At 55.3% G+C, this 25,335-nt stretch carries 23 protein-coding genes; 18 read left to right on the top strand and 5 right to left on the bottom strand.

The genetic code is table 11. The features are described 5' to 3' along the window. Positions 1–144 precede the first annotated feature (144 nt). A complete protein-coding gene (locus tag MJA45_RS16340) occupies positions 145–864 on the bottom strand; it encodes an RluA family pseudouridine synthase (protein WP_315602982.1) in 720 nt (239 codons plus the stop codon). A 6-nt stretch (positions 865–870) separates the two neighbouring features. Continuing rightward, positions 871–1,734, bottom strand: a complete 864-nt coding sequence (locus MJA45_RS16335; RefSeq protein WP_315602981.1) for a class I SAM-dependent methyltransferase — start codon at positions 1,732–1,734, stop codon at positions 871–873. Positions 1,735–1,952: 218 nt separating this feature from the next. Here MJA45_RS16335 and MJA45_RS16330 point away from each other — a divergent pair, with 218 nt between their 5' ends. The 6 genes from MJA45_RS16330 (at position 1,953) to MJA45_RS16305 (ending at position 11,810) form a co-directional block, all read left to right on the top strand. Continuing rightward, positions 1,953–3,947 (top strand): stalk domain-containing protein, encoded by a 1,995-nt coding sequence (locus tag MJA45_RS16330; protein WP_315602980.1) that lies wholly within the window; start codon positions 1,953–1,955, stop codon positions 3,945–3,947. 215 nt (positions 3,948–4,162) lie between these two features. Further along, positions 4,163–6,145, top strand: a complete 1,983-nt coding sequence (glgB, locus tag MJA45_RS16325; protein WP_315608037.1) for a 1,4-alpha-glucan branching protein GlgB — start codon at positions 4,163–4,165, stop codon at positions 6,143–6,145. Continuing rightward, complete coding sequence (locus tag MJA45_RS16320) at positions 6,145–7,284, top strand: glucose-1-phosphate adenylyltransferase (protein ID WP_315602979.1); 1,140 nt, start codon at positions 6,145–6,147, stop codon at positions 7,282–7,284. The genes glgB and MJA45_RS16320 overlap by 1 nt, the downstream gene beginning before the upstream one ends. Before the next feature lie 28 nt (positions 7,285–7,312). After that, on the top strand, positions 7,313–8,422 hold the full coding sequence (glgD, locus tag MJA45_RS16315) for a glucose-1-phosphate adenylyltransferase subunit GlgD (RefSeq protein WP_315602978.1): 1,110 nt from the start codon (positions 7,313–7,315) through the stop codon (positions 8,420–8,422). Between the two features lie 23 nt (positions 8,423–8,445). Then, on the top strand, positions 8,446–9,882 hold the full coding sequence (glgA, locus tag MJA45_RS16310) for a glycogen synthase GlgA (RefSeq protein ID WP_315602977.1): 1,437 nt from the start codon (positions 8,446–8,448) through the stop codon (positions 9,880–9,882). A 155-nt stretch (positions 9,883–10,037) separates the two neighbouring features. Beyond that, entirely contained in the window at positions 10,038–11,810 is a 1,773-nt protein-coding gene (locus tag MJA45_RS16305; RefSeq protein WP_315602976.1) for an MASE4 domain-containing protein, read from the top strand. Between the two features lie 141 nt (positions 11,811–11,951). Here the strand turns inward: MJA45_RS16305 and MJA45_RS16300 are convergent, their stop codons facing one another. Then, entirely contained in the window at positions 11,952–12,689 is a 738-nt protein-coding gene (locus tag MJA45_RS16300; protein WP_315602975.1) for a TraR/DksA C4-type zinc finger protein, read from the bottom strand. Positions 12,690–12,957: 268 nt separating this feature from the next. Here MJA45_RS16300 and MJA45_RS16295 point away from each other — a divergent pair, with 268 nt between their 5' ends. The 7 genes from MJA45_RS16295 (at position 12,958) to MJA45_RS16265 (ending at position 19,064) form a co-directional block, all read left to right on the top strand. After that, positions 12,958–13,371: a VOC family protein gene (locus MJA45_RS16295; protein WP_315602974.1), complete on the top strand. Its 414-nt coding sequence runs from the start codon at positions 12,958–12,960 to the stop codon at positions 13,369–13,371. 75 nt (positions 13,372–13,446) lie between these two features. After that, positions 13,447–13,869: a VOC family protein gene (locus tag MJA45_RS16290; RefSeq protein ID WP_315602973.1), complete on the top strand. Its 423-nt coding sequence runs from the start codon at positions 13,447–13,449 to the stop codon at positions 13,867–13,869. A 168-nt stretch (positions 13,870–14,037) separates the two neighbouring features. After that, positions 14,038–14,832 (top strand): DUF2935 domain-containing protein, encoded by a 795-nt coding sequence (locus tag MJA45_RS16285; RefSeq protein ID WP_315602972.1) that lies wholly within the window; start codon positions 14,038–14,040, stop codon positions 14,830–14,832. A gap of 152 nt (positions 14,833–14,984) precedes the next feature. Then, entirely contained in the window at positions 14,985–16,286 is a 1,302-nt protein-coding gene (locus MJA45_RS16280) for a phytoene desaturase family protein (RefSeq protein WP_315602971.1), read from the top strand. After that, positions 16,264–17,139, top strand: a complete 876-nt coding sequence (gene sigJ / locus MJA45_RS16275; protein WP_315602970.1) for an RNA polymerase sigma factor SigJ — start codon at positions 16,264–16,266, stop codon at positions 17,137–17,139. Before MJA45_RS16280 ends, sigJ begins: the two co-directional genes overlap by 23 nt. 151 nt (positions 17,140–17,290) lie before the next feature. Further along, a complete protein-coding gene (locus tag MJA45_RS16270; protein ID WP_315602969.1) occupies positions 17,291–18,766 on the top strand; it encodes a protein adenylyltransferase SelO in 1,476 nt (491 codons plus the stop codon). A 70-nt stretch (positions 18,767–18,836) separates the two neighbouring features. Continuing rightward, entirely contained in the window at positions 18,837–19,064 is a 228-nt protein-coding gene (locus MJA45_RS16265; protein WP_315602968.1) for a hypothetical protein, read from the top strand. A gap of 128 nt (positions 19,065–19,192) precedes the next feature. Here MJA45_RS16265 and MJA45_RS16260 read toward each other — a convergent pair whose 3' ends face one another. Beyond that, complete coding sequence (locus MJA45_RS16260) at positions 19,193–19,471, bottom strand: YxcD family protein (protein ID WP_315602967.1); 279 nt, start codon at positions 19,469–19,471, stop codon at positions 19,193–19,195. A gap of 2 nt (positions 19,472–19,473) precedes the next feature. Then, complete coding sequence (locus tag MJA45_RS16255) at positions 19,474–19,908, bottom strand: hypothetical protein (RefSeq protein WP_315602966.1); 435 nt, start codon at positions 19,906–19,908, stop codon at positions 19,474–19,476. A 124-nt stretch (positions 19,909–20,032) separates the two neighbouring features. On the opposite strand from MJA45_RS16255, the gene MJA45_RS16250 reads away from it, so the two are divergent. From MJA45_RS16250 to MJA45_RS16230, 5 genes are all read left to right on the top strand, one after another. Beyond that, complete coding sequence (locus tag MJA45_RS16250) at positions 20,033–20,572, top strand: DUF309 domain-containing protein (RefSeq protein WP_315602965.1); 540 nt, start codon at positions 20,033–20,035, stop codon at positions 20,570–20,572. Next, positions 20,573–21,295: a response regulator transcription factor gene (locus MJA45_RS16245; RefSeq protein WP_315602964.1), complete on the top strand. Its 723-nt coding sequence runs from the start codon at positions 20,573–20,575 to the stop codon at positions 21,293–21,295. After that, complete coding sequence (locus MJA45_RS16240) at positions 21,292–22,734, top strand: sensor histidine kinase (RefSeq protein ID WP_315602963.1); 1,443 nt, start codon at positions 21,292–21,294, stop codon at positions 22,732–22,734. Before MJA45_RS16245 ends, MJA45_RS16240 begins: the two co-directional genes overlap by 4 nt. 112 nt (positions 22,735–22,846) lie before the next feature. Further along, positions 22,847–23,455, top strand: a complete 609-nt coding sequence (locus tag MJA45_RS16235) for a hypothetical protein (protein ID WP_315602962.1) — start codon at positions 22,847–22,849, stop codon at positions 23,453–23,455. Between the two features lie 27 nt (positions 23,456–23,482). Continuing rightward, positions 23,483–25,276 carry a permuted SH3 domain-containing protein gene (locus tag MJA45_RS16230; protein WP_315602961.1) on the top strand — a complete coding sequence of 598 codons (1,794 nt, stop codon included), beginning with the start codon at positions 23,483–23,485 and terminating at the stop codon, positions 25,274–25,276. Positions 25,277–25,335: the final 59 nt, after the last annotated feature.

Raw genomic sequence — 25,335 nt, 5'->3', positions numbered from 1 at the left:
GGCCAGCCAGCCGACCAATCGGCGTTCCCCCGGTAGGATTCCCAAGGGCGGACGAAAGTATCGCCTTTGGGTAGTTTGCGCCCAGGGTGGCTAACCCAACAAAAAAAGTGCGGAGACGTTAGCGTCCCTGCACTTTTTTTTGTTCTATTCGAAGGGAAGGTAGTCCGATTCCTCCCAAAGGGTCCACGGATAGAGATGGGGCGGCGGGGAATGAAAGGACAACGGTTCCTTTGTGGTCGGATGCTCGAAGGCCAGTCCGGTTGACCACAGGGCGATCTGCTGGCCGGGAGAGGTCCGGTCCGCCCCGTACCTCTGGTCGCCATACAGCGGACAGCCGGTGGCCGCAAACTGGACGCGGATCTGATGGGAACGTCCCGTTTGGAGCCGGACGGCCACCAGGCTGTATCCATCGCGGCTGCCCGACGTTCGGTAATCCAGAAGCGCCTCCTTGGCGCCCGGAGTTCGGGAGGATACGGCAGAAACCGTATTCGTCTTGAAGTCCTTCAGCAGGTAATGATGCAGCCTTCCTTCCCGAGGGGAAGGGGATCCATGCACCACGGCGGCGTACGATTTCCCTATGCTGCGGGTGCGGACGGCATCCGACAGACGGGAAGCCGCCTTGGACGTTCGGGCAAACACCATGACTCCACCTACCGGCCGGTCCAGCCGATGGACGAGGCCAAGATAGACGTTGCCGGGTTTGTTGTATCGAACCTTGATGTCTTCCTTGAGCAGAGTCAGCAGATCCGGATCACCGGAATCGTCAGCCTGCACGGGGACATTGCAGGGCTTCACCACCACGAGCAGGTGATTGTCCTCATAGAGGACAGGGATATCGGCGGAAGAAGCGGGCGTGTTCCCCATAGCTTCTTACGCCTCCCAACGGCCGAGAATGCCGCACGGCAGATTAAGACCGGAGGCCGTGATCGGAAGCCCGATTTCATCGCTAGTGATGGTTCCCCCGTGGTTTCTTTTCAGGGTAAGCGTCAGGATGTTGGTCAGTACCGAAGCCGATAGTCCCGTCGTATAAGAGTTAATCAGGAAGAAGAGAGGGTTGTCGGTCAGAACGGCCGTGCAGGATTCCACGAACCGGTACAGGTCCGCTTCGAGCTTCCACATTTCACCGCCCGGGCCTCTGCCATAGGAGGGAGGATCCATGATAATAGCGTCGTACCGGCTTCCACGGCGCTGCTCGCGCTGAACGAATTTGAATACATCGTCGGTAATGTAGCGGACGGGCCGGTCAGCGAGCCCGGAGAGGGCGGCATTTTCTTTGGCCCACTGCACCATGCCCTTGGCGGCATCCACGTGGCATACTTCTGCTCCGGCATAAGCACAGGCCGCGGTCGCTCCTCCCGTATAGGCAAACAGGTTGAGCACCCGAATCGGACGGCCCGCCGAACGGATCTTGTCCATCATCCAGCTCCAGTTGGCCGCTTGCTCGGGGAACAGGCCGGTGTGCTTGAAGCTCGTCGGGCGAATGTAGAATTTCAGGCCTTCGTACCCGATCGTCCACCGCTCCGGAAGCTTTACCTTCTCTTCCCATTGCCCGCCTCCGCTCGAGCTGCGGTGATAACGGGCACTGACTTGGGTCCAAACCTCGTTCTCCTTCTCAATCGGCCATATGATTTGAGGATCCGGCCGGCGGAGGACGAAGCCTCCCCAGCGTTCCAGCTTTTCTCCGTTTCCGGTATCAATCAATTCGTAGTCTTTCCACTTATTGGCAACTAGCATGTCAGAACCTTCCTTCGTCGGTTGTCCCTCCTATTCTACAACACCGGGGAAGGGAATATCCACCGGGGCCTCTCCTAAAGAGTAAGGGGCCGCTATTCTTGTGGGAAATGCGGCACCGAAAGGAAGAAATAGGATGTGAACCAAGGCGGAAAGAGGTATAATTAGGAAAAGGAAATAAGGATCAAGATCCACATCAAGAGAGGAAGACACCTAATCCCATGAGCCCAACCGTTAATCGCCTCCCATCCGCCGCCCCTTCCCGAAAGAACCGTTCCGCCTCCGCCAAAATGCTGTTTTCAGCCGCAGCTGCAGCCGTCCTGCTCGTTACCTCCGTCACGGCCCCTCAGGTGGCTCATGCCGACAAATGGTGGACCATGGAGGTTAACGCCAAGGCACAGGAACAGGCCGGGAATCCTGCTGGAGCCGTCCCTTATTGGAAGGAACTGATTCCTCATTTCGCCGGACTCGGCGAGTGGACCAACGCCGCCCTTTATGCGAAATCCCTGGCCAAGTATTACGACTCCGTTAAGCAGTATGACGAAGCCATCCGGTATTACGAGCTGGAGAATGAATATTGGCTGAAGGACGGCAAGGATTGGGGAGCGGCGGACACGATGCGGGCCGAGCAGATCCGCACCACCCTTGATCTCTATGTGTCGACGACCGACGAAACGGAAATAAGCTCGATGACCCGATCTTCCAAGGGAGGACTAGCCAAGTTCGAGCCCGAGTCGGGCGTATACATCGGCATGTATTCAGAAACCGATCCCCAAATGGGAAACAACTTCACCCGTTCCGAATCGATTTACGGCAAGAAGCATGCCCTGTATCTGGCGTATACGCCCTTTGACGTGAAGGCGCCGTTCCCTATGCAATATGCCCGGAATGCCAAAGCTGCAGGAGCCGCTCTCCAGTTCGGCTTCGAACCAACGGGAGGACTTGATGTAGTGCAGGACGGGCCGTACCTGCGCCAATGGGCAAGGGATGCCAAATCGACGGGGCTGCCCATCTTTCTTCGTTTTGCCAGTGAAATGAACGGGAATTGGACGAACTGGAGCGGCGACCCGGCGAAATACATCGAGAAGTTTCGTCTGGTGGCCAAGGTAATGAAGGAAGAGGCGCCGAATGTCGCCATGGTTTGGAGCCCGGGGGATGTGCCGAAATATTCGATGGCGGCTTACTATCCCGGGGACGAATACGTAGATTGGGTAGGCGTCAGCTTGTATACGGAGCCTTACGGCAACGGGGAGAAATCCGATCCCATGCTCGGGACGAGCCCGATAGAGCGTCTGGATGAGCTTTACCGTCTATATGCGGACCGGAAGCCCATCATGTTAAGCGAGACGGCGGTAGCGCACAAGACGCACAAAAACGAAGAGTCCTTCACGGAATGGACGAAGATGAACCTGGACCGGCTGTACTCCATAATGCCGAAGAGGTACCCGCGGCTGAAGGCGATCACCTACTTCAATTCGGATCTGAAATCCCGCGATTCCCAGAACGACTATCTGCTCCGGGACAATCCGGCGGTGATGGACCTCTACAAGAAGCTGATCGCCGATCCGTCGTTCCTCACCAAAGTGGAGCAGGGAGCGGAGCCGGCTGCCCCGGTCGGGTATGTCAAAGCGGAGACCAGCGCTTCGTTCAGCAAGGAAGCGAGAATCGTTCCTTTTGCCAAAATCCCGGATATTTACATCGGCCGCATCGACTACACGTTAAACGGCCGGCTCGCTGCCTCCCAGACCAGTCCTCCTTACGGCATCAGCTTGTCGGCTAGTGAGGTACCGGAAGGCTCCGTCCTCCAGGTACAGGTGTTTAACCAAGCCGGGAAGCAGGCCGCGGTTAAGTCCATTACGCTGTCCTCGCGGGTCAGCATTCAGCTCGACGGCAAGGACTGCATGTTTGAGCAGCCTCCCGTGATCCGTAACGGAAGCACCCTTGCACCCATGAGAGCGGTGTTTGAGGCGATGGGGGCGACGGTCCAATGGGACCAGGCGAGCCTGACCGCCTTGGGCCGCAAAGGGACGACCACGATCTCGCTGCCGATCGGACAGCTCAACGCCAGGCGCAACGGGGAGGTCGTGCCTCTCGAAGTGCCGGTGCAGCTAATCAACAATTTTACGATGGCTCCCGTCCGGTTCATCGGGGAAGCCTTCGGGGGCAAGGTAGAGTGGGACAACCGGACCAGAACCGTGAAAATCAGCACCCGTTAGCCCTCTAGTCGTGGGTATGCCAAAATTCTTTTCTCCAGCCGAAACCCGCCGCTCGCCGGCGGGTTTTTTCTTTTTTGAGGGCGGGGTGTTTGGAGTATGGCTTCTTTGGGGTAATACAATTTGAACTGCCCAAAAAAGACGGGTATGATAATACCAAAGCTTTACAGGACAGTCCATTAGCTGAACAAGGAGCGGTGCGTCTTTTGAAACGGGAAATGCTTTACGAACCGGATCTATATCTTTATCATCAAGGCAATTTGTTTCAAAGCTACCAGCTGATGGGGGCCCATCTTGCGGAGCGGAACGGGATGACGGGAGTGCGCTTTACCGTATGGGCGCCTAACGCAAGGCAAGTGGGCGTTGCGGGTGATTTTAACGGGTGGAACGGAATGTCCCATCCGATGGAAAGGGCGGGAGAATCCGGCCTTTGGACGGTGTTTATCCCGGAACTCGGAGAAGGAACCCCCTACAAGTACGAAATACATACCGGGCAGGGTGAGCGGATCCTGAAATCCGATCCCTATGCCTTTTTCTCCGAAGTAAGGCCTAATACCGCCTCCATCGTAACGGAGCTCAACGGATTTGAATGGACGGACAAGGAATGGCAGAGGAAGAAGCGGCTTCAGAAGCCTTACTCCAAGCCGATGAATATTTATGAGGTTCACCTGGGCTCCTGGAGGATCAAGGGAATCGAGGATTTCTATACGTACGAGGAATTGGCCGAGAGTCTCGTGGATTATGTCGTCGAAGCCGGCTTTACTCACATCGAGATCCTTCCGCTTTCCGAGCATCCCTATGACGGGTCCTGGGGCTATCAGATCACGGGGTACTATTCCTTGACGAGCCGCTACGGGACTCCACGGCAGTTCCAATACCTGGTCAACCGCTGCCATGAGAAGGGGATCGGCGTGCTGCTCGATTGGGTGCCCGGACACTTCTGCAAGGATGCTCACGGCCTGCGGCTCTTTGACGGCTCTCCGCTCTATGAATATGCCGATCCCAACCGGGCGGAGAAGCCGCTTTGGGGCACCTTGACCTTCGATTTCGGCAAGCCGGAGGTACAGAGCTTCCTCATTTCGAACGCCTTGTTCTGGATGGAGGTCTACCACATTGACGGGCTGCGGGTGGATGCGGTCGCGTCCATGATGCAACGGAATTTCGACAAGCCGGAGTCCATGTGGACGTTCAATGAGGACGGCAGCACGGAAGACCTAAACGCGATCGCTTTCCTGAAGAAGCTGAACGAAACGGTGTTCCGCTATCATCCGAACGCCCTCATGATCGCGGAGGATTCCTCGGATACTCCGCTCGTGAGTGCCCCCACGTATGAGGGAGGACTTGGGTTTAACTTCAAATGGAACATGGGCTGGATGAACGATATGCTCCGCTACATGAAGCTTCCTCCGGAGCAGCGGTCCCGGCATCACAACCTGATCACGTTCTCCCTCATGTATGCTTTCACCGAGAATTTCGTTCTGCCGCTGTCGCATGATGAGGTGGTTCACGGTAAGAAGTCGCTGCTTGATAAGATGCCCGGCGATTATTGGAAGAAATTTGCCAACTACCGGCTGCTTTATGCCTACTGGATGACCCACCCCGGCAAAAAGCTGATGTTCATGGGAGGAGAATTCGCGCAGTTCGCCGAATGGAAAGACAGGGAGGAGTTGGACTGGCTGCTGCTCGATTACGAGATGCACCGGAAATTCCAAGGCTTCTCCAAGGGGATGAACACTTTCTACAAGGAGCAGGAAGCCCTGTGGGAGCGGGACCATGACCCGGACGGATTCGAGTGGATCGACGCCGATAATGCGGGCCAAAGCATCGTCTCGTTTATCCGGCGGGGGAAGAAGCGGAAGGATGACCTCATCGTGGTGGCCAACTTCACTCCGGAAGTCTATCATGAATTCCGCATGGGAGTGCCGGCGCGCGGGGAATATGAAGAAGTGTTTAACAGCGACGATGCCCGTTTCGGGGGATCGGGACAGAGAAGCAGCGCCGGTGTGCTCCATGCTAAGGCCCTTCCCTTTCATTCCCAGAAATTCAGCATCGAGATGAGCATTCCTCCGCTTGCCGTCGTCATTCTGAAGAAAATTGCGGCGGTCCGGGCGAGCAAAGAGCCTTCCATCCGGCTTTCTTCCGCCAAAGTAAGAACCAAATCAAAGCCGGCCAAGCCGCAAAAGGAAAGGGGAACGGTCTGATGCACAAGAAAGAAATGGTAGCCATGCTGTTAGCGGGTGGCGAAGGGAAACGTTTGGGGGCCTTAACAAGCAATCTGGCCAAACCGGCCGTTCATTTCGGCGGCAAATACCGCATCATCGATTTCCCTTTAAGCAACTGCTCGAACTCAGGCATTGATACGGTCGGGGTGCTGACCCAATACCAGCCCCTTGTCCTGAATGCCTACCTGGGCATTGGAAGTCCTTGGGATTTGGACCGGCAGGAGGGCGGGGTTTCCGTGCTGCCTCCTTATGTGAAGCAGGACGGAGGCTCGTGGTATACCGGGACCGCCAACGCCATCTACCAGAACATCAGCTTCGTGGAGCAGTACGATCCGGAATACGTGCTTGTGCTTTCCGGCGATCATATTTACACCATGGATTATGACAAGATGCTCTCCTACCACAAAAAAAACCGTGCCGACGCCACAATAGCGGTGATGCCCGTCCCTTGGGAGGAAGCCAGCCGGTTCGGCATTATGAATACCGACGACGATTACCGGATCACCGAGTTCGCCGAGAAGCCGAAGGAGCCGCAGAGCAACCTGGCCTCCATGGGCGTCTATATTTTCAACTGGAAAGCTCTGAAGCGCCACCTCGAGCAGGATGAGCGCAATCCGGAGTCGGACAACGATTTTGGCAAGGATATTATCCCCGCGATGCTGAAAGAGGAGCTCCGGGTCGTGGCTTACCCCTTTAAAGGGTACTGGAAAGACGTGGGAACCATTCAGAGCCTTTGGGAGGCCAGCATGGACCTGCTAGAAACCAATCCGGAAATCAGCTTGAACGACAAATCCTGGAGAATTTATTCGGTTAATCCTAACCAGCCCGCTCAATTCATCGCCCCGGAAGCGAAGGTCAAATGCTCCATGATCAACGAAGGCTGTGTGGTTCACGGAGAAATTGAACACTGCGTGCTCTCCTATGGGGTCCGAATCGGGAAGAACAGCGTCATCAAGGACTCCGTGATCATGCCGAACGCGATCATTGGAGAGAATGTTACGATCCAGCGTGCCATCATAGGGGAGGGTGTCATGATCGAGGACGGCCGTAATATCGGCGGCACCAAAGACGAGCAGGAGGACATCCTTCTGATCGGAAGCTTTGAAACGCTGAATTAGCCATTATTTGTCAAAGGAGCGGTTGTTCATGAAAGATGTAATGGGTGTCATCAATTTAGTCAATGAACTCGATGATATGGAAGAACTCACTTATAACCGCGCCGTTGCCTCCGTTCCGTTCGGGGGAAGATACCGGCTGATCGACTTCATTCTCTCCAGCATGGTCAATTCGGGGATACGGAATGTAGCGGTTTTTACCCATACCAAATACCGCTCCCTTATGGATCACATCGGATCCGGACGTGAATGGGATCTGGCGCGCAAGCGCAACGGGATTTTTATTCTGCCTCCGGCTGTGGAAGAGCTTCAGGAAATGCTGAGGGGAGATCTCTTCTACTTCTATAAGCACCGGGATTACTTCTACCGCAGCTCCCAGGAATACGTAGTCATCTCCCGCAGCCACATGGTCTGCAATATCAATCTCGAAGATGTGGTGGATTTCCACAAAGAAAGCAAAGCGGACATTACGCTGGTCTATAAGGATGACGACGATCAGAACCAGGCCAAATGCCGGCGCATTCAGGTCAATTCGGAGGGGCGGGTCACTGTCATCCAGGATCACTTCGGGCGGACGGAGAGCAATAAGATCTCCATGGAAATTTTCGTCATGAAAAAGGAGCTGCTTCTCGATCTAGTCGAAACCTCTCTGTCCGAAGGCTACGATCACTTCGTCCGTAATGCGATCATGAAGAACACCGACCGCCTCACCATTTATGGCTACCGCTACCGGGGCTATCTAGGTGTCATCAATACGATCCAAAGCTATTACCAGCACAGTATGAAACTGCTCGACCCGGATGTGTGGAACGAGCTGTTCTTCAAGCCGGGCTCCATCTACACCAAAGTCAAGGACGAACCGCCAACCAAGTATACCCCCAAGTCCTTCGTCCGCAACTCGCTTATCGCGAACGGCTGCATCATCGACGGCTCCGTGGAGAACTGCATCCTGTTCCGCGGTGTTAAGGTCGGCAGCGGGGTTCATCTGAAGAACAGCATCATCATGCAGAACTGCCAAATTTCCGAGCGGGCCAGCATAGAAAACGCCATTTTGGACAAAGATGTCACCGTCAGCAACGATACGGTCTTAAAGGGAGATCCAAAAGCGCCGTTCATCGCCGTTAAGAGGAAAATCATCTAAGAGGGAAGGGGGAGAAAAGAGAAATGAAGCTGTTATTCGCCGCTTCCGAAGCGGTTCCTTTTGTCAAATCGGGAGGGCTTGCCGATGTCATCGGCTCGCTCCCCCGGGCTTTGCAGGAGCAGGGGGTAGAGGTTCGGGTCATCCTGCCGAAGTACGAGGATATTCCGGAGAAATTCAGAAGCGAGATGAAGCTCGTGAAGACCTTCTCCGTTTATGTTGGCTGGCGGGAGCAGTACTGCGGTCTGCAGGAGCTCGAGGTCGATGGGATTCACTACTATTTCATCGACAACGAGTTTTATTTCCGGAGAAAAGGCTTATACGGATACGGGGACGACGCGGAACGATTCGTTTTCTTTTCCCGGGCGGTTTGTGAAGCCCTGCCTCATCTCGGCTTTGATGCGGAGATCCTACATTGCCACGACTGGCAGACGGGCTTGATTCCGTTTATCCTGGATGCCCATTACCGGCACAATCCGTACTACCAGCCGATCCGGACCGTCTTCACGATCCATAATTTGAAATACCAGGGTCATTTCTCCCGCGAGCTCCTGCAGGATCTTCTCGGGGTCGGCGACGATTACTTCACCACGGATGGGTTGGAATTTTACGGCGGCGGCAGCTGCATGAAGGCCGCGCTCCTCTATTCCGATATCATTACAACGGTAAGCAAGACGTACGCGGAGGAAATCCAATCCCCTACCTTCGGAGAGAACCTGGACGGCGTTCTCCGGATGCGGAGCTCCGATCTGTACGGCATCATCAACGGAATTGATAACGATGCATACGATCCGATGAGCGATCCATGCATCCCGGTGAAGTTCCGCAACGCGCTCGGCAAGAAGCAGATGAACAAAATTAAGCTTCAAGAAGAGCTGGGGCTTCCCGTCAGCGCGGCGACTCCAATGATCGGAATCGTTTCCCGTCTGGTGCAGCAGAAAGGGCTGGACCTTATCGAGCATGTGCTGGAGGAAATCCTGGAAGAGGACGTCCAGCTCGTCGTACTCGGGACAGGGGAATGGAAATACGAACAGCTGTTCCAAGACGCGGCCTGGCGGCATCCCGACAAGATTTCCACCCACATAACCTTTCAGGATGAACTGGCGCGTAAAATATACGCCGCATCCGATATGTTCCTCATGCCTTCCCAATTCGAGCCTTGCGGCCTCGGGCAGCTGATTGCGCTCCGGTACCGCTCGGTTCCGATCGTACGAGAAACGGGAGGTCTGAAGGATACCGTTATTCCTTACAACGAGTATACCGGGGAAGGAACCGGTTTCGGGTTTGCCAACTACAATGCCCATGAGATGTTGTTTACCATTCAGAGAGCCATCCGCTATTACCGGGAACCGGAGGTATGGAGCCGGCTGATTTCCAACATCAGCAAGCTGGATTACGGCTGGGGACAGGCGGCGAAGCAGTACAAGTTTCTTTACGACCACTTGTCGATCCAGAAGGAATAGTCAGCCCTTCCCGTGACCTTGATAAAACCCGCCGCTCTGCGTGAGCCGGCGGGTTTTTCTATCCATCATGCCGTCCGTTCCCTTATTTCCCTTTCTCTAATTCCCCCTAAACTTTTGACCGCAGTCATACGATAAAGGAAGCAGGGGGGAATTTAGTGTTGAAGCCGTCGGTCCGTCAGGAAGAAAGTTCATTCAGCATTACCGTTTATCCGTCCTCGGTCAAGCAGCGTAGAGCCGCTATGGCCGTAGGGCTTATTCTCGTTCTTGCGGTGGGCGTCGTCCTGCCCTATGCGAAGGTAGCCGGATCCCAGGTCCAGGCGTTCCTGCCTGCTTTTCTTACAGGGGTCTTCTTTAGTGAAGTGTTGACCGCTTATTTAATCCTGAGCGAATTTCAAGTAACCCGCTCCGTTTCTCTGCCTTTCCTTGCTGGCGCTTATCTCTATAACGCGCTGATCGTGATCCCTCATGCTCTGACCTTTCCGGGGATTTTCTCGGCGGCCGGGCTTCTCGGGGCAGGGACCCAAACGGCCACCTGGCTATGGGTGTTCTGGCACGGAGGGTTCCCGCTGCTGATCGGGCTTTATGCGGCGGTGGAACGCCGGTTCGGGCATAAGCAAGCCTCGAGGAGACAAGCCATCGGACTGATGACGGGATCCGTAGGAGGAGCACTGCTGCTGGTAAGCATTTTGACTTGGATCTCGATATCCGGAGAAGCTTGGCTTCCCCGGATCATCCAGAAGGACAATTTCCACATCCTGATCACTTCCGGGGTCGGCCCGGTGGTATGGGCGGTCAACCTGGCGGCTCTTGGAATGCTCCTCTTCCAGATGAGGGGAAGGACCGTCATTCAGCTGTGGCTGACGGTGGCTCTGCTGGCCTCCTTGCTCGATGTTACGCTTACGCTGTTCTCCGGCAGCCGTTACAGCCTGGGCTGGTACGCAGCGAGACTGAACAGCATTCTGTCCGCGACCTTCGTACTTGGCACCCTGCTGTACGAGATTCGCCGGCTGTACTACCGGATCGTCCGGCAGGAGCGAATATTCCGGACGGTCTTCGAGTTTGCGGCGGTCGGAATCGCCCGCATCGACCTCACCCGTCGGCCGATCGAAGTGAACCGGGCGATGGAGAAAATTCTCGGCTATCCGGAGGAGGACCTGTGCCGCATGAACGCGGCCGATCTGACGTACCCGGAGGATCTCACGAAAGAACAGGAGCTTCTGCAAGAGCTTAAGGAAGGAACCCGGGACCATTTTCAGGTGGAGAAGAGGTATTTCCATAAGAATGGGGGACTGGTATGGGGGAATTCCATCGTATCGGTGGTCCGCGGCGTTAACGATGAGCCCGAATTCTTCATAGGGATGGTGGAGGATATTACCAGGCGCAAGGAGTATGAAAAGCAGATCACCTACCAGGCTTTTCACGATGCGTTGACCGGCTTGCCGAACCGGGCCCTCTTCAGCGACCGGCTGCAGCTCGCGCTCATTCAGGCGAAGCGCACCTCCCGGAAGCTCGGGGTTCTCTTCTTGGACCTGGACGGCTTCAAAGCCGTCAATGATGAACACGGGCATGAGGCGGGGGATCAGCTCCTGCAGGAGGTGGCGGATCGGCTGGCGGGAACCGTCCGTTCCGGAGACACGGTGGCCCGCCTCGGAGGAGACGAGTTTATTGTCCTTCTTCCGGATATTGCCGAACGGATGGATGCCGAAACGGTAGCGGAAAAAATCCGGGAGCAGGTGAGCGCTCCGTTCGCGCTGGAAGGCTCCATGGCTTATGTGTCGACAAGCATCGGAATGGCCTTGTATCCTTATCATGGCGACGAGGCCCAGGATTTGATCAAGCATGCCGATCTGGCGATGTACCGGGCCAAGCAGCTGGGCAAGAACCGCTGGTGCTTCTTTGAGGGCAAGCAGACCTCGTTAGGAGGCTAAACGCACACAGAAGAAGGCCGCTTTCTGGGAAAGCGGCCTTCCAAGTGCTTTATCCGCAAATGAACTTCTTCTTCCTTGTGGAACATCGTGCGCCCTATAGAGGCTTCCCCACCAACGAAGTTTCCGGAAAAAGGCGCTAAGTCAGCGGGTTTTGGAGGAATTCGTTCCTTCTGCTTCCAGCAGCGGCTCTCCTTCTCCATTCTCCTTGTAGCTTTCCAGAGCTTTGTTTCGTACAGCCCCGAGCGGCCGGCCGGCACGGTCGGAGGCGAGGAAACCATCCAGCTCTTCCACGGCGCCATGGGCGTCTTTTTTCTCGTTGTCCGAATCGCTGTAGTGGAAGTCATCGGGGTTATCCGCCATGGCGGGGGAATCCGAGTTGCCATAAGACTCCACCATGTCCCAAGCGTTGGAATCGTCAAGCCGATTCTGCTCGGTGAGACTGTTCGGATCGGTGGCTCCCCGGCCCGGCTCCAGAACTTCTTCTTCCACGGGCCGGTTGTCGGAAGTATTCTGTGCCGGGGTATGGTCCACGCAGTAGGCGGTATAGGGGATGGCTTCGAGACGTTCATAAGGGATGTCTTTACCGCACTCCAGGCATGTGCCGTAGTCCCCCGAATCCATTCGCTTCAAAGCCTGGTTGACTTCGTCCAGCTGGTTGCTCATGGTTTCGTCGACAGCCAGGTCGCGGCTTCTCTCGAATACCTCGGTTCCTACATCCGCGGGATGGTTGTCCACCGAGGTCAACTCGCCAACCGAATCTCGGAGGGAGGCGTTTTGTGCTTCCGGGGCTTCTCCTTCAAAATGCTTTTCCAGTTCTTTCTGCTCGTCGACCAGCAGCTTATTTAAGGTATTCCATTGATCTTTGGTTAAATGACTCATGAGGGCCAGCTCCTTTGTTAATTCAGATGGGTTCTGCTAACCAAATGCGCTCTTCATGGAGACAATAAGGAAGAGCGTTCCGTAAATCCTTACCCGTTTCGGGTGAGGGTTGACTCAAACAAGCGGCGGCGAAAAGTGTTCCCATAAGCAGGAGTATCAGGAGAACGGAATGAAAGGCTTTCCAAATGGGAACATATGTGCTATTATGAGGGTAACTTCTTGGTACATACGGAATGGTTCACACTTGTTCAAGAAAGGAAGGATGCGATTGGAGAAAGCTTTACTTAAGCGGGTGGAATGCGTTTACCTGCCCGTTAAGGACGTGCCGGCTTCCGCGGTATGGTACGAGAGAGTGTTGGGCTTAACCCTTCGTTCGCCGGTCAAGCCGGGCGGGGGAGCGATCATGATCATGGCAAGCGGCCAGTGGTTATTCCTCCTGCCAAGTCCGGAGGGAGATCCCTTGATCTTCCTAACCACGGGTTGGACGGAGGATAACTCCCCTTACGAAATGTTTCCGCTTTGCTTTGAGACGGAGAATATCCACGCACTCGAAGCGTCGCTACGGAAATCGGGGGTATGGATGGAGCAGGGGATAAGGGATGAAGGCGGCTGCGGACTTCAGCTTACCTTCAAGGACCCGGACGGGAACAAAATTCAGGCATGGCAGCAGCCTGCTCACTAAAGCGGCAAACCACGATAACAGATGCTTGATCAACGAAGGATTCTAAAAGAAAATCGAGGGAAAGGAATGAACGTAATGTCAGTTGATGTTTATTTGAATTTTAACGGAAACACCCGGGAGGCCGTTGAATTTTATGCAGAGGTATTCGGCTTAGAGGTGCCGAAAATGATGACGTTCGGGGAAATACCGCCCAATCCGGAATATGCCTTGCCGGAAGCCGCTAAGGATATGATCATGCATACGCGTCTGACGATCAGCGGAAGCAACGTTATGTTCTCCGATGTATTTCCCGGCATGCCGTTTGTCGTAGGAAACAATATTACGTTAGCTTACGTGACCGAAAGCGAGGAGGAAATTAGATCCGTCTTTGACAGGCTTAAGGAAGGCGGATCCGTCAATATGGAGCTTCAGGAGACCTTTTGGAGCAAGTGCTACGGCATGTTGACGGACAGGTTCGGGGTTCAGTGGCAGTTTAATGCCGGAATGGGAGGATGGTAATACCCGCTGGCGACTAATTACTCTCCCTAACAACACTTTAGCTCAAAGGCCGCCCCTGGAAAGGGCGGTTTTTTTTGCGTTGGTCTGGCCCTTTTTATCCTCCCTTATTGGAATAGAGAGGATCATCAAGAAATAATCTTTAGGTAGGACGTACGAGGAGGGGATCGAGTGTCAACTGCATTTGTTGTCCGGTCTTTGGATGAAGTCAGATTTTGGTCACGCATCATGAAGGAGCATTCGCTTTTTTTGAGGCTCGGCTTTAGAGCGGAGGATAAGCAGCTGATTAACGAAGCGAATCATTTTTATTCCACATTTGAAGCAATAGAAAGCAGGGCCAACGGCATGAATGCGGGAGCGGATCCCCAAACCATTCAACGTTTTAATGTGGAAGTTCATTCAGCCGTCACCCAAATATGGGCTTTCAAAAGAAAAGTCCTGGGCTTGATTCTGCATTGTCAGCTGCCGGGAGCTAATAATTATCCGCTTCTTGTTGATCACACAAGCCGGGAAGCGTTCTACTTCCGAAACCGTCTGGAGGAACTAAACACGGGAAGGCTGGATCCTTTGCCGGATGCCATCATTAACGAGAATGTCTTTTTCTTAAGGATCATGGCGGATCACGCCAAATTTATAGGTCATCTGCTTGACCCCTCTGAAAGAAAGCTGGTGGATCAGGCCAGGGAGTTCAGCGAGGATTTCGATAAGCTGGTTTTTCAGGCCATAGACTTGGAATCCATGCGGCCCCAATCGCAAACGCCGCCGCTTCTCGATCAGTTCCTGGATCAGAACCGGGTATCGGTCCAGTCCTTGCGGGACTTCAAGAAAACGGCTCGCGATCTGATCGAAGCCTGCCGGATCAAGAGCATCATTCATCCTTTGCTTGCCGATCATGTTTATCGGGAAGCCGAAAGATTCCTGCACATCATTGATCGTTTTGAAGCTGCCTTGACGGGTAAAGAGTGACCAACAGGTGAGCATCAGACACGGTTCCGTAAGCATCCTCATGCCGCGAGGCGGGTGGTGCTTTTTTGATGATTAGAAGCCCTTAATCGAAATTGTCACAAAATCCCCTGCTTCCCCGTCATACAGGTAAACGAAGGAAAGAAGGGTTTCCTATGCAAAAGTATGATGTGGTGGTTGTCGGGGGAGGGGCGGCAGGTTTAACGGCTGCTATCTACGCGGCGAAAGCCGGTTTACGAACGCTAGTCATCGAGAAACAGAAGCAGGTGGGCGGCCGGGCGATCTCCGTGGTGAAACAGGGGAACTACTTTAATTTGGGGGCGCATGCCTTGTACTCGGGAGTGGCTCTTGAGACTTTTAGGGAATGGGGATTGCCCTTGCAGGGAAAGCAGCCTTCCATTGAAGGCTACGGAATATGGAAGGGAAAGCTTTATCCGCTGCCTTTTGGCGTGAAAGCATGGGCCGCGAGTTCCCTCTTCTCCTGGAAAGGAAAATGGGAGCTGGCTTCCCGAATCATGAAACTGGCGAAGCTGGATGCCCGCCGCTATGATTCGATCAGTGTCCGTGAGTGGGTGGAAAGCCATATTCAGGATCCCATGGTCAGGAACTTTTTCTATTCTTTGTTTAGGACGGCTAGCTATGTGGCGGCTCCTGATCTGCTGGCGGCGGGCCCCGTCCTGCATCAGCTGCAGCTTTCCCTTAAAGGGGTGCTGTACTTGGATCGGGGCTGGGGCAGCCTGATGGACGCCTTGTCCCGGTTGGCCGAGGATCAGGGGGTAACCATCGTGACGAATACCAAGGTGACGGCGATCGATCATGAGGATGGAAGGCTCCGGCAGGTGCGCTGTGAAGACGGCACGAGGATGGACACCTCTTGTGTGATTATGACAACTACGCCTGACATGGCCTGCCGATTGGTGCCTCAGGCCGAAGAAACGGCCCTCCATACCTGGAAGGAACAAGCCGTCGAAATTACCACCGCTTGTCTCGATGTGGCGCTGCGCCGCCTTCCCCAACCGAAGCAGCAGTTTGTGTATGGAATAGACCAGGCGGTCTTTCTCACCAACCAGTCCCGTGCGGCGCACTTAAGCGATACGGGAGCGCAGGTTGTTTCGCTTATTAAATACCAGGGCAGGCAGACGGATCCCGACCGGGATCTCCGCGATCTGGAGCAAACCTTGGATCTCGTGCAGCCCGGATGGCGAAACGAGTTGGTGGCCCGGCAGTATCTACCGCGGATAACCGTCAGCTCCGATTTTATGCATAGGCGCCGTTTGGAGAACCCGGGTCCGGCCGTACCGGAAATTCAAGGATTGTATGTAGCAGGAGATTGGGTAAGCCACGGGGAATGGTTACTTGATGCCGCGGCAGCCAGTGCCAAGAGGGCGGTGGATCATATCCTTTCCTATAGGAACTACGGGGGTGTACCTGCTTATGAGCATCGAAACGCTTTATAACCTTCACCGGGCTTCTCTCTTTTCTCTGGCTTACCGGATGCTCGGCAGTGTGATGGATGCGGAAGATGCTGTACAGGAAGCCTTTATTCGTTACAGCCAGTTACCCGATATGGCCTCTATCCTTAACGAGAAAGCTTTTTTGCATAGAATGGTGACCAACCGCTGCCTGGATTTGCTCCGCTCCTCGGCCAAAAAGCGGGAGCTGTACGTCGGCCCCTGGCTTCCCGAGCCCTTAATCGAACGAGGGGGGGTTCAGGAGGACCCGTCGGAGGTGTACGAGCAGAGGGAGTCGCTTTCCACGGCGTATTTGCTGCTTCTTCAGCAGCTAAATGCCGTCGAGAGGGCTGTTTTTCTTCTGAGGGAAATCTTCCATTATTCCTTTGAGGAAATAGCGGAAATGGTGGAGAAGAAAAGCGCCAACTGCCGACAAATCTACCGCCGCGCACAAAAGAGTCTAACCCATGATCCCCATGAACTCCCTTCGGTCACCGTTGCCGAGGAGAGCATCCGAGCGTTTGTCCAGTCCCTGATGAAGGGACACACCGAACGCTTGCTGGAGCTGGTCAGCGAAAATGTCGTATTTCTGTCGGATGGCGGCGGCAAGGTCAAGGCCGCCCAAGTTCCGGTTAGAGGATGGGAGCAAGTGGTGAAGCTTCACCAGCATCTGCTTGCGACTTATGCAGGACACTATACGCTTGATTACGTAACCGTGAACGGTTCCCCTGGACTTCGAATTGATCTCGCGGACGGAGGGCAATTTGTGTATTCCTTCGCTTACCGGAACGGACAGATCGACCGGATCTATGCCGTTGCCAATCCCGAGAAGCTGCAGCACCTTAAGCAAGCTAAGTAAGGGATCTTCTAAAGAACCGTCCCCCAAAGAAGAGGAAAGGACCTCATGGCCTAGGATGAGGTCTTTTTTTTGTCCGTTGATTCAGATTGGGGTAAGATAAAGGGAAAGGCTGGGTTAGACCGGCTTACCTGAGGACCAAAAGGAGAGTAAAATGACGGAGAATAACCCTACCCCAAAGACAGGTTGGAATATGGAATCCAGTTATGCAGACCTGCCGGATGCTTTCTATACCTTTACCCGTCCGACTCCCGTACGGGCCCCCAAGATTACCATACTAAACGGCCCGCTGGCGGCGGAACTGGGTCTGGATGAAAAGGCGCTTACCGAGGAGGAAGGGGTTGCTGTTCTGGCGGGCAACCGGCTCCCGGAAGGAGCCCAGGCTCTGGCTCAAGCCTATGCGGGGCACCAGTTCGGCTATTTTACGATGCTCGGCGACGGAAGAGCTCTTCTGCTAGGCGAGCAGATTACCCCAACCGGACAACGGGTGGATATCCAGCTAAAAGGCTCCGGCCGTACTCCTTATTCCCGCGGAGGCGACGGGCGGGCCGCCCTCGGCCCTATGCTTCGTGAGTACATCATAAGTGAAGCCATGCATGGACTAGGCATCCCGACGACCCGAAGCCTGGCAGTGGTCTCTACCGGTCAGCCCATCCAAAGAGAAATCGAGCTGCCGGGGGCCATCCTGACACGGGTAGCCGCCAGTCATCTGCGGGTCGGAACGTTTCAATATGCGGCGAAATGGGGCACGGCGAGCGACCTGCGCGCGTTGGCCGATTACACCATCCGGAGGCATTATCCGGAGGCGGAAGAGGAAGGCAACCGCTATTTGGCTTTGCTGCAAGGAGTCGTTAAAAGGCAGGCTTCGTTGATCGCCAAGTGGCAGCTCGTCGGTTTCATTCACGGCGTGATGAACACGGATAACATGGCGATTAGCGGAGAAACGATCGACTATGGGCCTTGTGCTTTTATGGATGCCTATGACCCGGCAACGGTGTTCAGCTCCATCGATCGCCAAGGCCGCTATGCCTATGGCAACCAGCCTTATATTGGGGCATGGAATCTGGCCCGGCTGGCCGAAGCGATGCTGCCTCTCCTGCACGAAGACGAAGATAGGGCTGTGGAGCTCGCGGAGGAGGCGGTAGCCCTGTTTACGGAAGAGTTTAACCGTCACTGGCTTGAGGGAATGAGAGGGAAGCTCGGGCTGTTTACAGAGGAGCCGGAGGACCGTGCTCTCGCGGATAGCCTGCTTGCGATGATGAAGGATTTCCGGGCGGACTTCACGAACACCTTCCGCTCGCTCACCAACGGGAAGATGGAGGATATTCCCATGAACGGGACCTCCGGCTTCATGGAATGGCTGGACCAATGGGAGGCGAGAAGGCAGCGGCAGCCGGAATCAAGGGCAGCCTCCGAGGAGCTCATGCGGACCCGTAACCCGGCGGTAATCCCTCGCAATCACCGGGTGGAGGAGGCGCTTGAGGCAGCGTCGGAGCATGGAGAGCTGGAGCTGGTGCACAAGCTGGTTGCCGTACTTGCGGATCCTTACGCCTCATGCCCCGAGCAGGAGGAATATACCCTTCTGCCTCCCGAATCGGCGCGGCCTTACCGGACCTATTGCGGAACTTGAGGTTCAGCTCCAAATAGAGGAAGCCAAGATGGGGCATCCTAAGCTTCAAAAGGGCAGGAGGCGAGTAAGGATGGAATGGACCGATCAGGATAAGGCCGTATTGGAAATGGCATTGAACACGGTCATTGCCCATTCGGGCGACTACCAGGAAATCGGGATTTACCGCGAGGTGCTCGATAAGCTGCAGGGAAAGCAGAACCCGGCCGCCTCGATGCGGGTGGATACGGCCGCGTTTCCGGAAGATGCCGAAGACGGCTTCCGGTATGATTACGACGACGCCTCGGATCTTTACAGCTGAGGATAGCTTCCGCTTCCCACTTCCAAGCAAACCAAAAAGAGGAGCCGCGGCTCCTCTTTTTGGTTTGCTTGTTCCCGCTTTAGGCAGGACTGCCATCTACCCGTTGCAGCAGAACCCTGATAGCCGGGTTAAATCCGGATCTCCGCGAACATTTTCTCATCGATGTCCAGCTCGATCTGGCTGCGGAAGACACGCTGGTTGTATTCCGTCAGCATGTAGCGCTCAATGGCTTCCAGCATGTTCGCTTCAATGAGGAATTGGGTCCGGCCTTGCACGGTCACCTCCGCCGAGTAACCCAGCTCTTCATCCCAGAGAAGCTGGACTTCCACATCCGTCGGCCGAATCTGTTTACGTTCGGCTATATTCAAGCAGATGGCGTTCATGATTTCCTGCTCGGAAATTCTCATTCTTAGTACCTCTTATGGTTAACTTTACGGCGATTCACAAAGTAGCTGATGACCGACTTGATCAGTACGAACAGGGCCACAAGCGCAAACATGTTAAGCATGAACCCTAGAATGTTGCCCAGGAAGCCCATATTGCCGAATAGACCGCCGAACATCAAACCGGCCAGACCACCGAGGGCCAGTCCTTTAAGGAAGCTGCCGCCTCCGAACAAACCGGGCTTTTTGGCTGCCGTGGAGCTGCTGGTGCTGGTGGAATCCGATTTGGACGTAGTCCCGGTTTGGCTCTTGTTCACGCCGTTCGAAGGAGCCGTCGGGGTGTAGCTCTTCTTGCTGGACGAGTACCCGCCGCTGCGGCCTTTCGCGGCATCTACGCTGACGGGAGCCGCCATAGCGAAGAACACCATACAGGACATGAACACGATCAATAGTTTCTTCATTTTATCCTCCCTGAGAATGTGCATTTTTTGCTGCCTAATACTTACGTTCTACTATAGTCTATGGTTTCATTTTTTAAACGAATTTTGCTAAAATAACAGGAAAGCTAGAGAAGAGGCGATCGGATTGGGCCACTACCCGGAGGAATACAGAGCATATCTTGTTTATTTTCATGCGGAACGGGATTATTTTGAGTGTCACGAGATTCTGGAAGAGTATTGGAAAAGCAACCCTCAGGATCCGCTGGCCCCGGCCTGGGTCGGGCTGATTCAGCTTGCGGTCGGGCTATACCATGAACGAAGGAGCAATACGTCTGGCGCCCTCAAAATGTTAAACGGAGCCAACAGCCGGCTGACGGAGGACGCCCTGGAGAAGCTGGGCATTGAGGCGGGGGAGTTCCGCAGACGCCTGGAGGAGCGGATCCGGCTTATCGAGGAAGGGAGCAACCTTCCTTATCTCGATTGGAATCTTCCTTTAGCCGATTCGGACTTGTTGGAAGAGTGCCGGAAGGCGGCTCTTGAGAAGAAAGCCGTCTGGGAGGCGGCGAGCAATCTGGAAAATGCCGATTTGATCCACAAGCATTCCAGGCGGGACCGTTCGGATGTGATTCGGGAGCGGCTTACTAGCCGCGAAGCTAAAAGCAGACAGAGAGGAAGGATCGGCTAGATGGCTTCCCGTATACTGGTGGTGGACGACGAGCCCCACATTGTCGAGGTGATCCGGCTGTACCTCGAGCATGCCGGCTATTCTCCTGTCATTCTTTATAGGGGAAGGGCGGTGCCCGAAGCCGTGAAGGAGCATAAGCCGGATTTGATTCTGCTCGACGTGATGCTGCCGGATCACTCCGGCTTCGACCTCTGTGATAAGATCCGGCGCATGGAGGCTCCGTTGGGGTCGACGCCCATCATCATGCTGACGGCGAAGGACCAGGCTATGGACAAGCTGCGCGGCTTCAATCTCGGAGTGGACGATTACGTGGTGAAACCGTTCGATCCGAACGAGCTCGTGGCCCGCATCAAGGCGGTGCTGCGGCGAAGCACGGAGAGAACGCTTCCGGAGCCGGCCGGGTCGGAAGACAGACGGCAGCGGCCGCTGGACTTCCACGGGCTGCATATCGACCGCAAGCAGTACAAGGTGCTGGTGGACGGCGCAAGAATCGAGCTGACTCCCAAGGAAATCGAACTGCTGTATTTTCTCGCGAGCAGCCCGGGCCGCGTTTTCACCCGGGAGGATCTCCTCGGCCATGTGTGGAACTTTGATTTTGCCGGTGGAACCCGAACCGTGGACGCCCATGTCAAAAATTTGCGAAAAAAACTCGGCCCCCATCCCCGCTGGAGCATCCAGACGCTCTGGGGAATCGGCTATGCCTTTGAGGTCACCCCCACATGATCAAACGCTGGTACGGCAGTCTTTACCTCAAGCTTTTTCTTTCTTTTCTGGCCGTGTGCCTGCTTTTTTTTCTGGGGCTGGCTCTGTTCTGGAATTCCTACTTCAATGATCTGTTCTACAAGGACAAAAAGGAGCTTCTGCTATCGAGAGCCGAGGAGCTTACCCAGGTATTGAAATCCCAGCAGGAAGGGACCCTGTCCAACCGGGAGCTGCGCTTCGGACTCCGGCTGGTCGCCCGCAGCTTTAACGGGCAGGTGTGGGTGGCGGATCCTAAAGGGCTGATCCTGTACAGCTCCTCGCCGGAATGGGAGGGACATACCCTTCCCCGTTCACTGGACAGCGGGTATGCTCAGGCCCTTAAGGGCGGCACCGGCTTCCTGACCGGGCACATCGGGGCGTCCGACGGGCGGAACCCGGATAATTATCTAACCTGTTACAGCCTCGTTAACGGCCAGCAGAGCTATCTTCTCTTTCTTCATACGCCGGTCAACGACATTTCGGAAATTATTAACGCGGTCCGGTTCAACATATGGATCCCCCTGCTCTTTTCCTTGCTTGCCGTCGGCCTGATCCTGTACATACTCTCCCGCCGCCTGGCCAAGCCCCTTCAGCAGATGAACCGGGCTTCCCTGGCTCTTGCCGAGGGGGATTTCCGGATCCGGGTCGACGCTGCTTCGGAGGACGAAGTCGGGCAGCTGGCCCGGAGCTTCAACTTCATGGCCGAGCAGCTGCAGCAGTGGGAGGACACCCGCCAGGAGTTTCTCACGAACATTTCACATGAGCTGAGGTCCCCGCTTACGACCTTACGTGGACTGATTGCAGCCATGAACGACGGGGTCATCCCGAAGGAGGATCACCCCCGCTACCTGAAAATTTGCGGGCACGAGGTGCAGAGGCTCCAGCGGCTCGTAAACGATCTGCTCGACCTGGCCAAAATCCAGAACAGTCCCGACCCCTTTCACTTAACCGCCGTGGATGTGTTCTCCCGTACCCGGGATATCATCGATCTGCTTGCTCCCGCCTTCGATCGTAAGGAGCTCCGTCTGCAGGTATGGACCCCCGAGCAAACGGAAAAGGATGAGCCGCTTTTTGTCGAGCTGGATCCGGACCGGTATGCCCAAGTGGTGAATAACCTGCTGTACAACGCCATGCAGTTTACTCCGGCCGGTGGGGAGGTTACCGTGTGGCTTGGAACGGAAGAAGGGAGGTTCCTCCTGAAGGTGAAGGACACGGGAATTGGCATGTCCCCGGAGGAGATAGCCCGCATCTGGGACCGCTTCTACAAAGCGGATGCCTCCCGGGGGCTTCCTTCGGAAGGGACGGGCCTGGGGTTAACCATTACGCGTCATCTCGTGACCGGGATGGGAGGAACCATCGAGGTGGCAAGCGTGCACGGGGAAGGGACGGAGTTTACGGTGTCCTTTCCGCTTTTCCGGTAAGGTTTTACATTTGCTTCACAACTTCCGCACAGTTTGTTCAAGTTTATCTTTTATCCTGTCTAGGAATAGACAGGTTTTTTGGCGTTTTCCGGTTATCGTGGGAGGGATACGGATGAAGCACCGGAGGATTCGGATGGGTCTCCGGCGGCTGGCGCTCCTGCTGGTGGTAACGGGAAGCGCTTGCGGACAAGCAGGCGGCGGAGGGATGATCCCGCCGGACTCCGGTGAAAGGCCCGCCGTTCAGGAGCAGGAGCATAAGCAGGAGGAAGCCCCCTTTCAGAGCAGCCGCGAGCGGCAGCTCGTGATTCTTTTCCGGTCCCTGCTGGAAATGGACGGGGTGCCGGAGCTTCACTTCAGCCCCCAGGAAGCGGAAGCCCTCCTTCCGGCCGTGAGCCAAGCCGTTGAGAAGGGCGCGTTGGGTCCGCAGGACCTTACCCGGGTGCTCGACCGGCTCACCCCTGGGCAGAGAGCCTATTACAACGTGGTGAAAGAGAGGATGGAGAGGAGGCCCCCGCCGCCGGGAAGGCCTTTGGAAGAAGAGGAAAGGCGGCAGCTGCTGGAGGATTTCCGGCACCGGCACGGAGGGGAGGAACCGCCCGCCGGCGGAGGGGGGAGAGAGGGGGAGCACCCGGCAGGAGACATTCTCCCGATGAACGCAGATAACGGCACCAGCCTGGAGCAGCAGCTGCTGGATGTGTTAACCAACCGCAAGAAACCATGAAATGAAGGAAAGAAAGGGAGAGACGGAATGGCTGGGATTCGCAAGAAAAGAATGTGGATGACGCTTGGACTCGCGATCGTTCTTACCGCGGGAACCTCGGTGTTCTACTATCAGAAAGCCAAGGGAAGCAAGTCGGAGGAAAGCCAGGACGTGGTTTACACCGTCAAGAGGGGGGATATCCGGACCTCTGTTACGGGAACCTCCCAGCTGGAGCCGAAGGATTCGCAAATCATTACCGCTCCCGCCGACGGTATCATCAAAACCATCAACCTGAGCCGGAATCAGGAGGTCAAAGCCGGAGACGTGCTGGTCGAGCTGACCAATCCAACCTTGGAGAACAATTTGCAGAAGGCCAAGGTCAGCCTGGCGTCAGCGCAGAAGGACCTTAATGATCTCAAAGAGCAGATCGGCTCGTTGACCATGACCGCCCCGATCAGCGGAAAATTGACCCTAGCAAATGGGATCGATACCGGCTCGTCCGTGAACAAAAATGCCAAAATCGCAACGGTTTCGGATATTCAGAATCTGACGGTCACGATCCCTTTCCTGTTCGAGGATGCTTCCCAGCTCGCTCCGGGCGACACGGTCGATCTGGATATCGACGGCTTCATGCTGACGAAGACCGGTACGATTAAGGGAGTCGGCCGCGATGCGAGGGGAGATCTGAAGGGCGGGAAGCTGCTGGATGTCGAAGTGGCCATCGAGAACGATTCGACGATGGATGCCGGTCTGAAAGCAAAGGGAAGCGTGCTGAAGAATGGGCATACCTACCAGTCCCAGGATGCCGGAATCATACAATACGGCAAGATGGCGACTATCCTGGCGGGAGCGGCGGGAACGGTGGAAACTCTTCACGTCAAGACGAATGCCCTGGTCAAGGAAGGAGCGGTGATCGGCACCCTGATGAACGACTCCTTGAAAAGCGACTTATCCAACAAACAGAACAACGTCGACCAGCAGGCGCTTGCCGTGCAGGACAGCCAGGACAAGCTGGATGCCCTTGTGGTGAAGGCACCCTTCGACGGGATCTTCTCCACGGATTTTGTGAACAAGAAGACGAATATCCTCACGACGCTTACGCCGGGAACGAAAGTAAACAGCGGAACACAGTTCGGCGGGGTGGCCAGCCAGCAAAACATGCAGCTTCCCATCCAGGTGGATGAGCTTGATTTGCCTAACGTTAAAGCGGGGATGAAAGCGGAGGTCAAGGTCGATTCCTTGCAGAACCGGATCTTCAACGCCGAGGTGAGCCAGGTTTCGACCGTGGGAACCACGACGAACGGCGTGACGTTTTTCGATGTCGTCCTTTCGATTCAGAACACAGGCCAGTTGAAATACGGCATGACGGCCACGGGGGAAATCCTTTTTCAGGATAAAAAAGGGGTTCTTCTTCTGCCGATCGAGGCGCTTCAGAGGTCGAAGGGGAAATCGTTCGTCTCCCTGAAGAAAGCCGACGGCACGATCGAGAACGAGCATGAAATCACGATCGGCATGCGTAGCAAAACCCAAGTGGAGGTAACGGAAGGCTTGAAGGAAGGAGACCGGATTGTCCTTCCGCAGCTCAAGAAGCAGGATAAGCTTAACCAGGCCGATTTGAACCGGCTTCGCCAGCAGTTCCAGAACGGCCAGGGCGGTACCAGTCAGATGTCGCCGGAGGAGATCGCGAACCTGAGGCAGCAATTCCAGAATGGAGGCGGAGCCGGCGGCGCCGGGGGTGCCGGAGGAGCGCGGAATAACGGCAATGCCAATGGAGGAAATGCTGGGACAGGCGGCAACGGAGGAGGGGCGCGGCAGAATACAGGAGGAGGGGCGGCCCGATAGAGTTGAGGAGCTGACAGAGCCTGCAAGGAATGACCCGCTTTCCCTGCCGGAAGGCGTCG

Source organism: Paenibacillus aurantius (assembly GCF_032268605.1).
Classification (GTDB): Bacteria; Bacillota; Bacilli; order Paenibacillales; family NBRC-103111; genus Paenibacillus_AO; species Paenibacillus_AO aurantius.
Note: the sequence above shows the minus strand (reverse complement) of the source record. Positions and strands in the feature narration are given on the sequence as shown.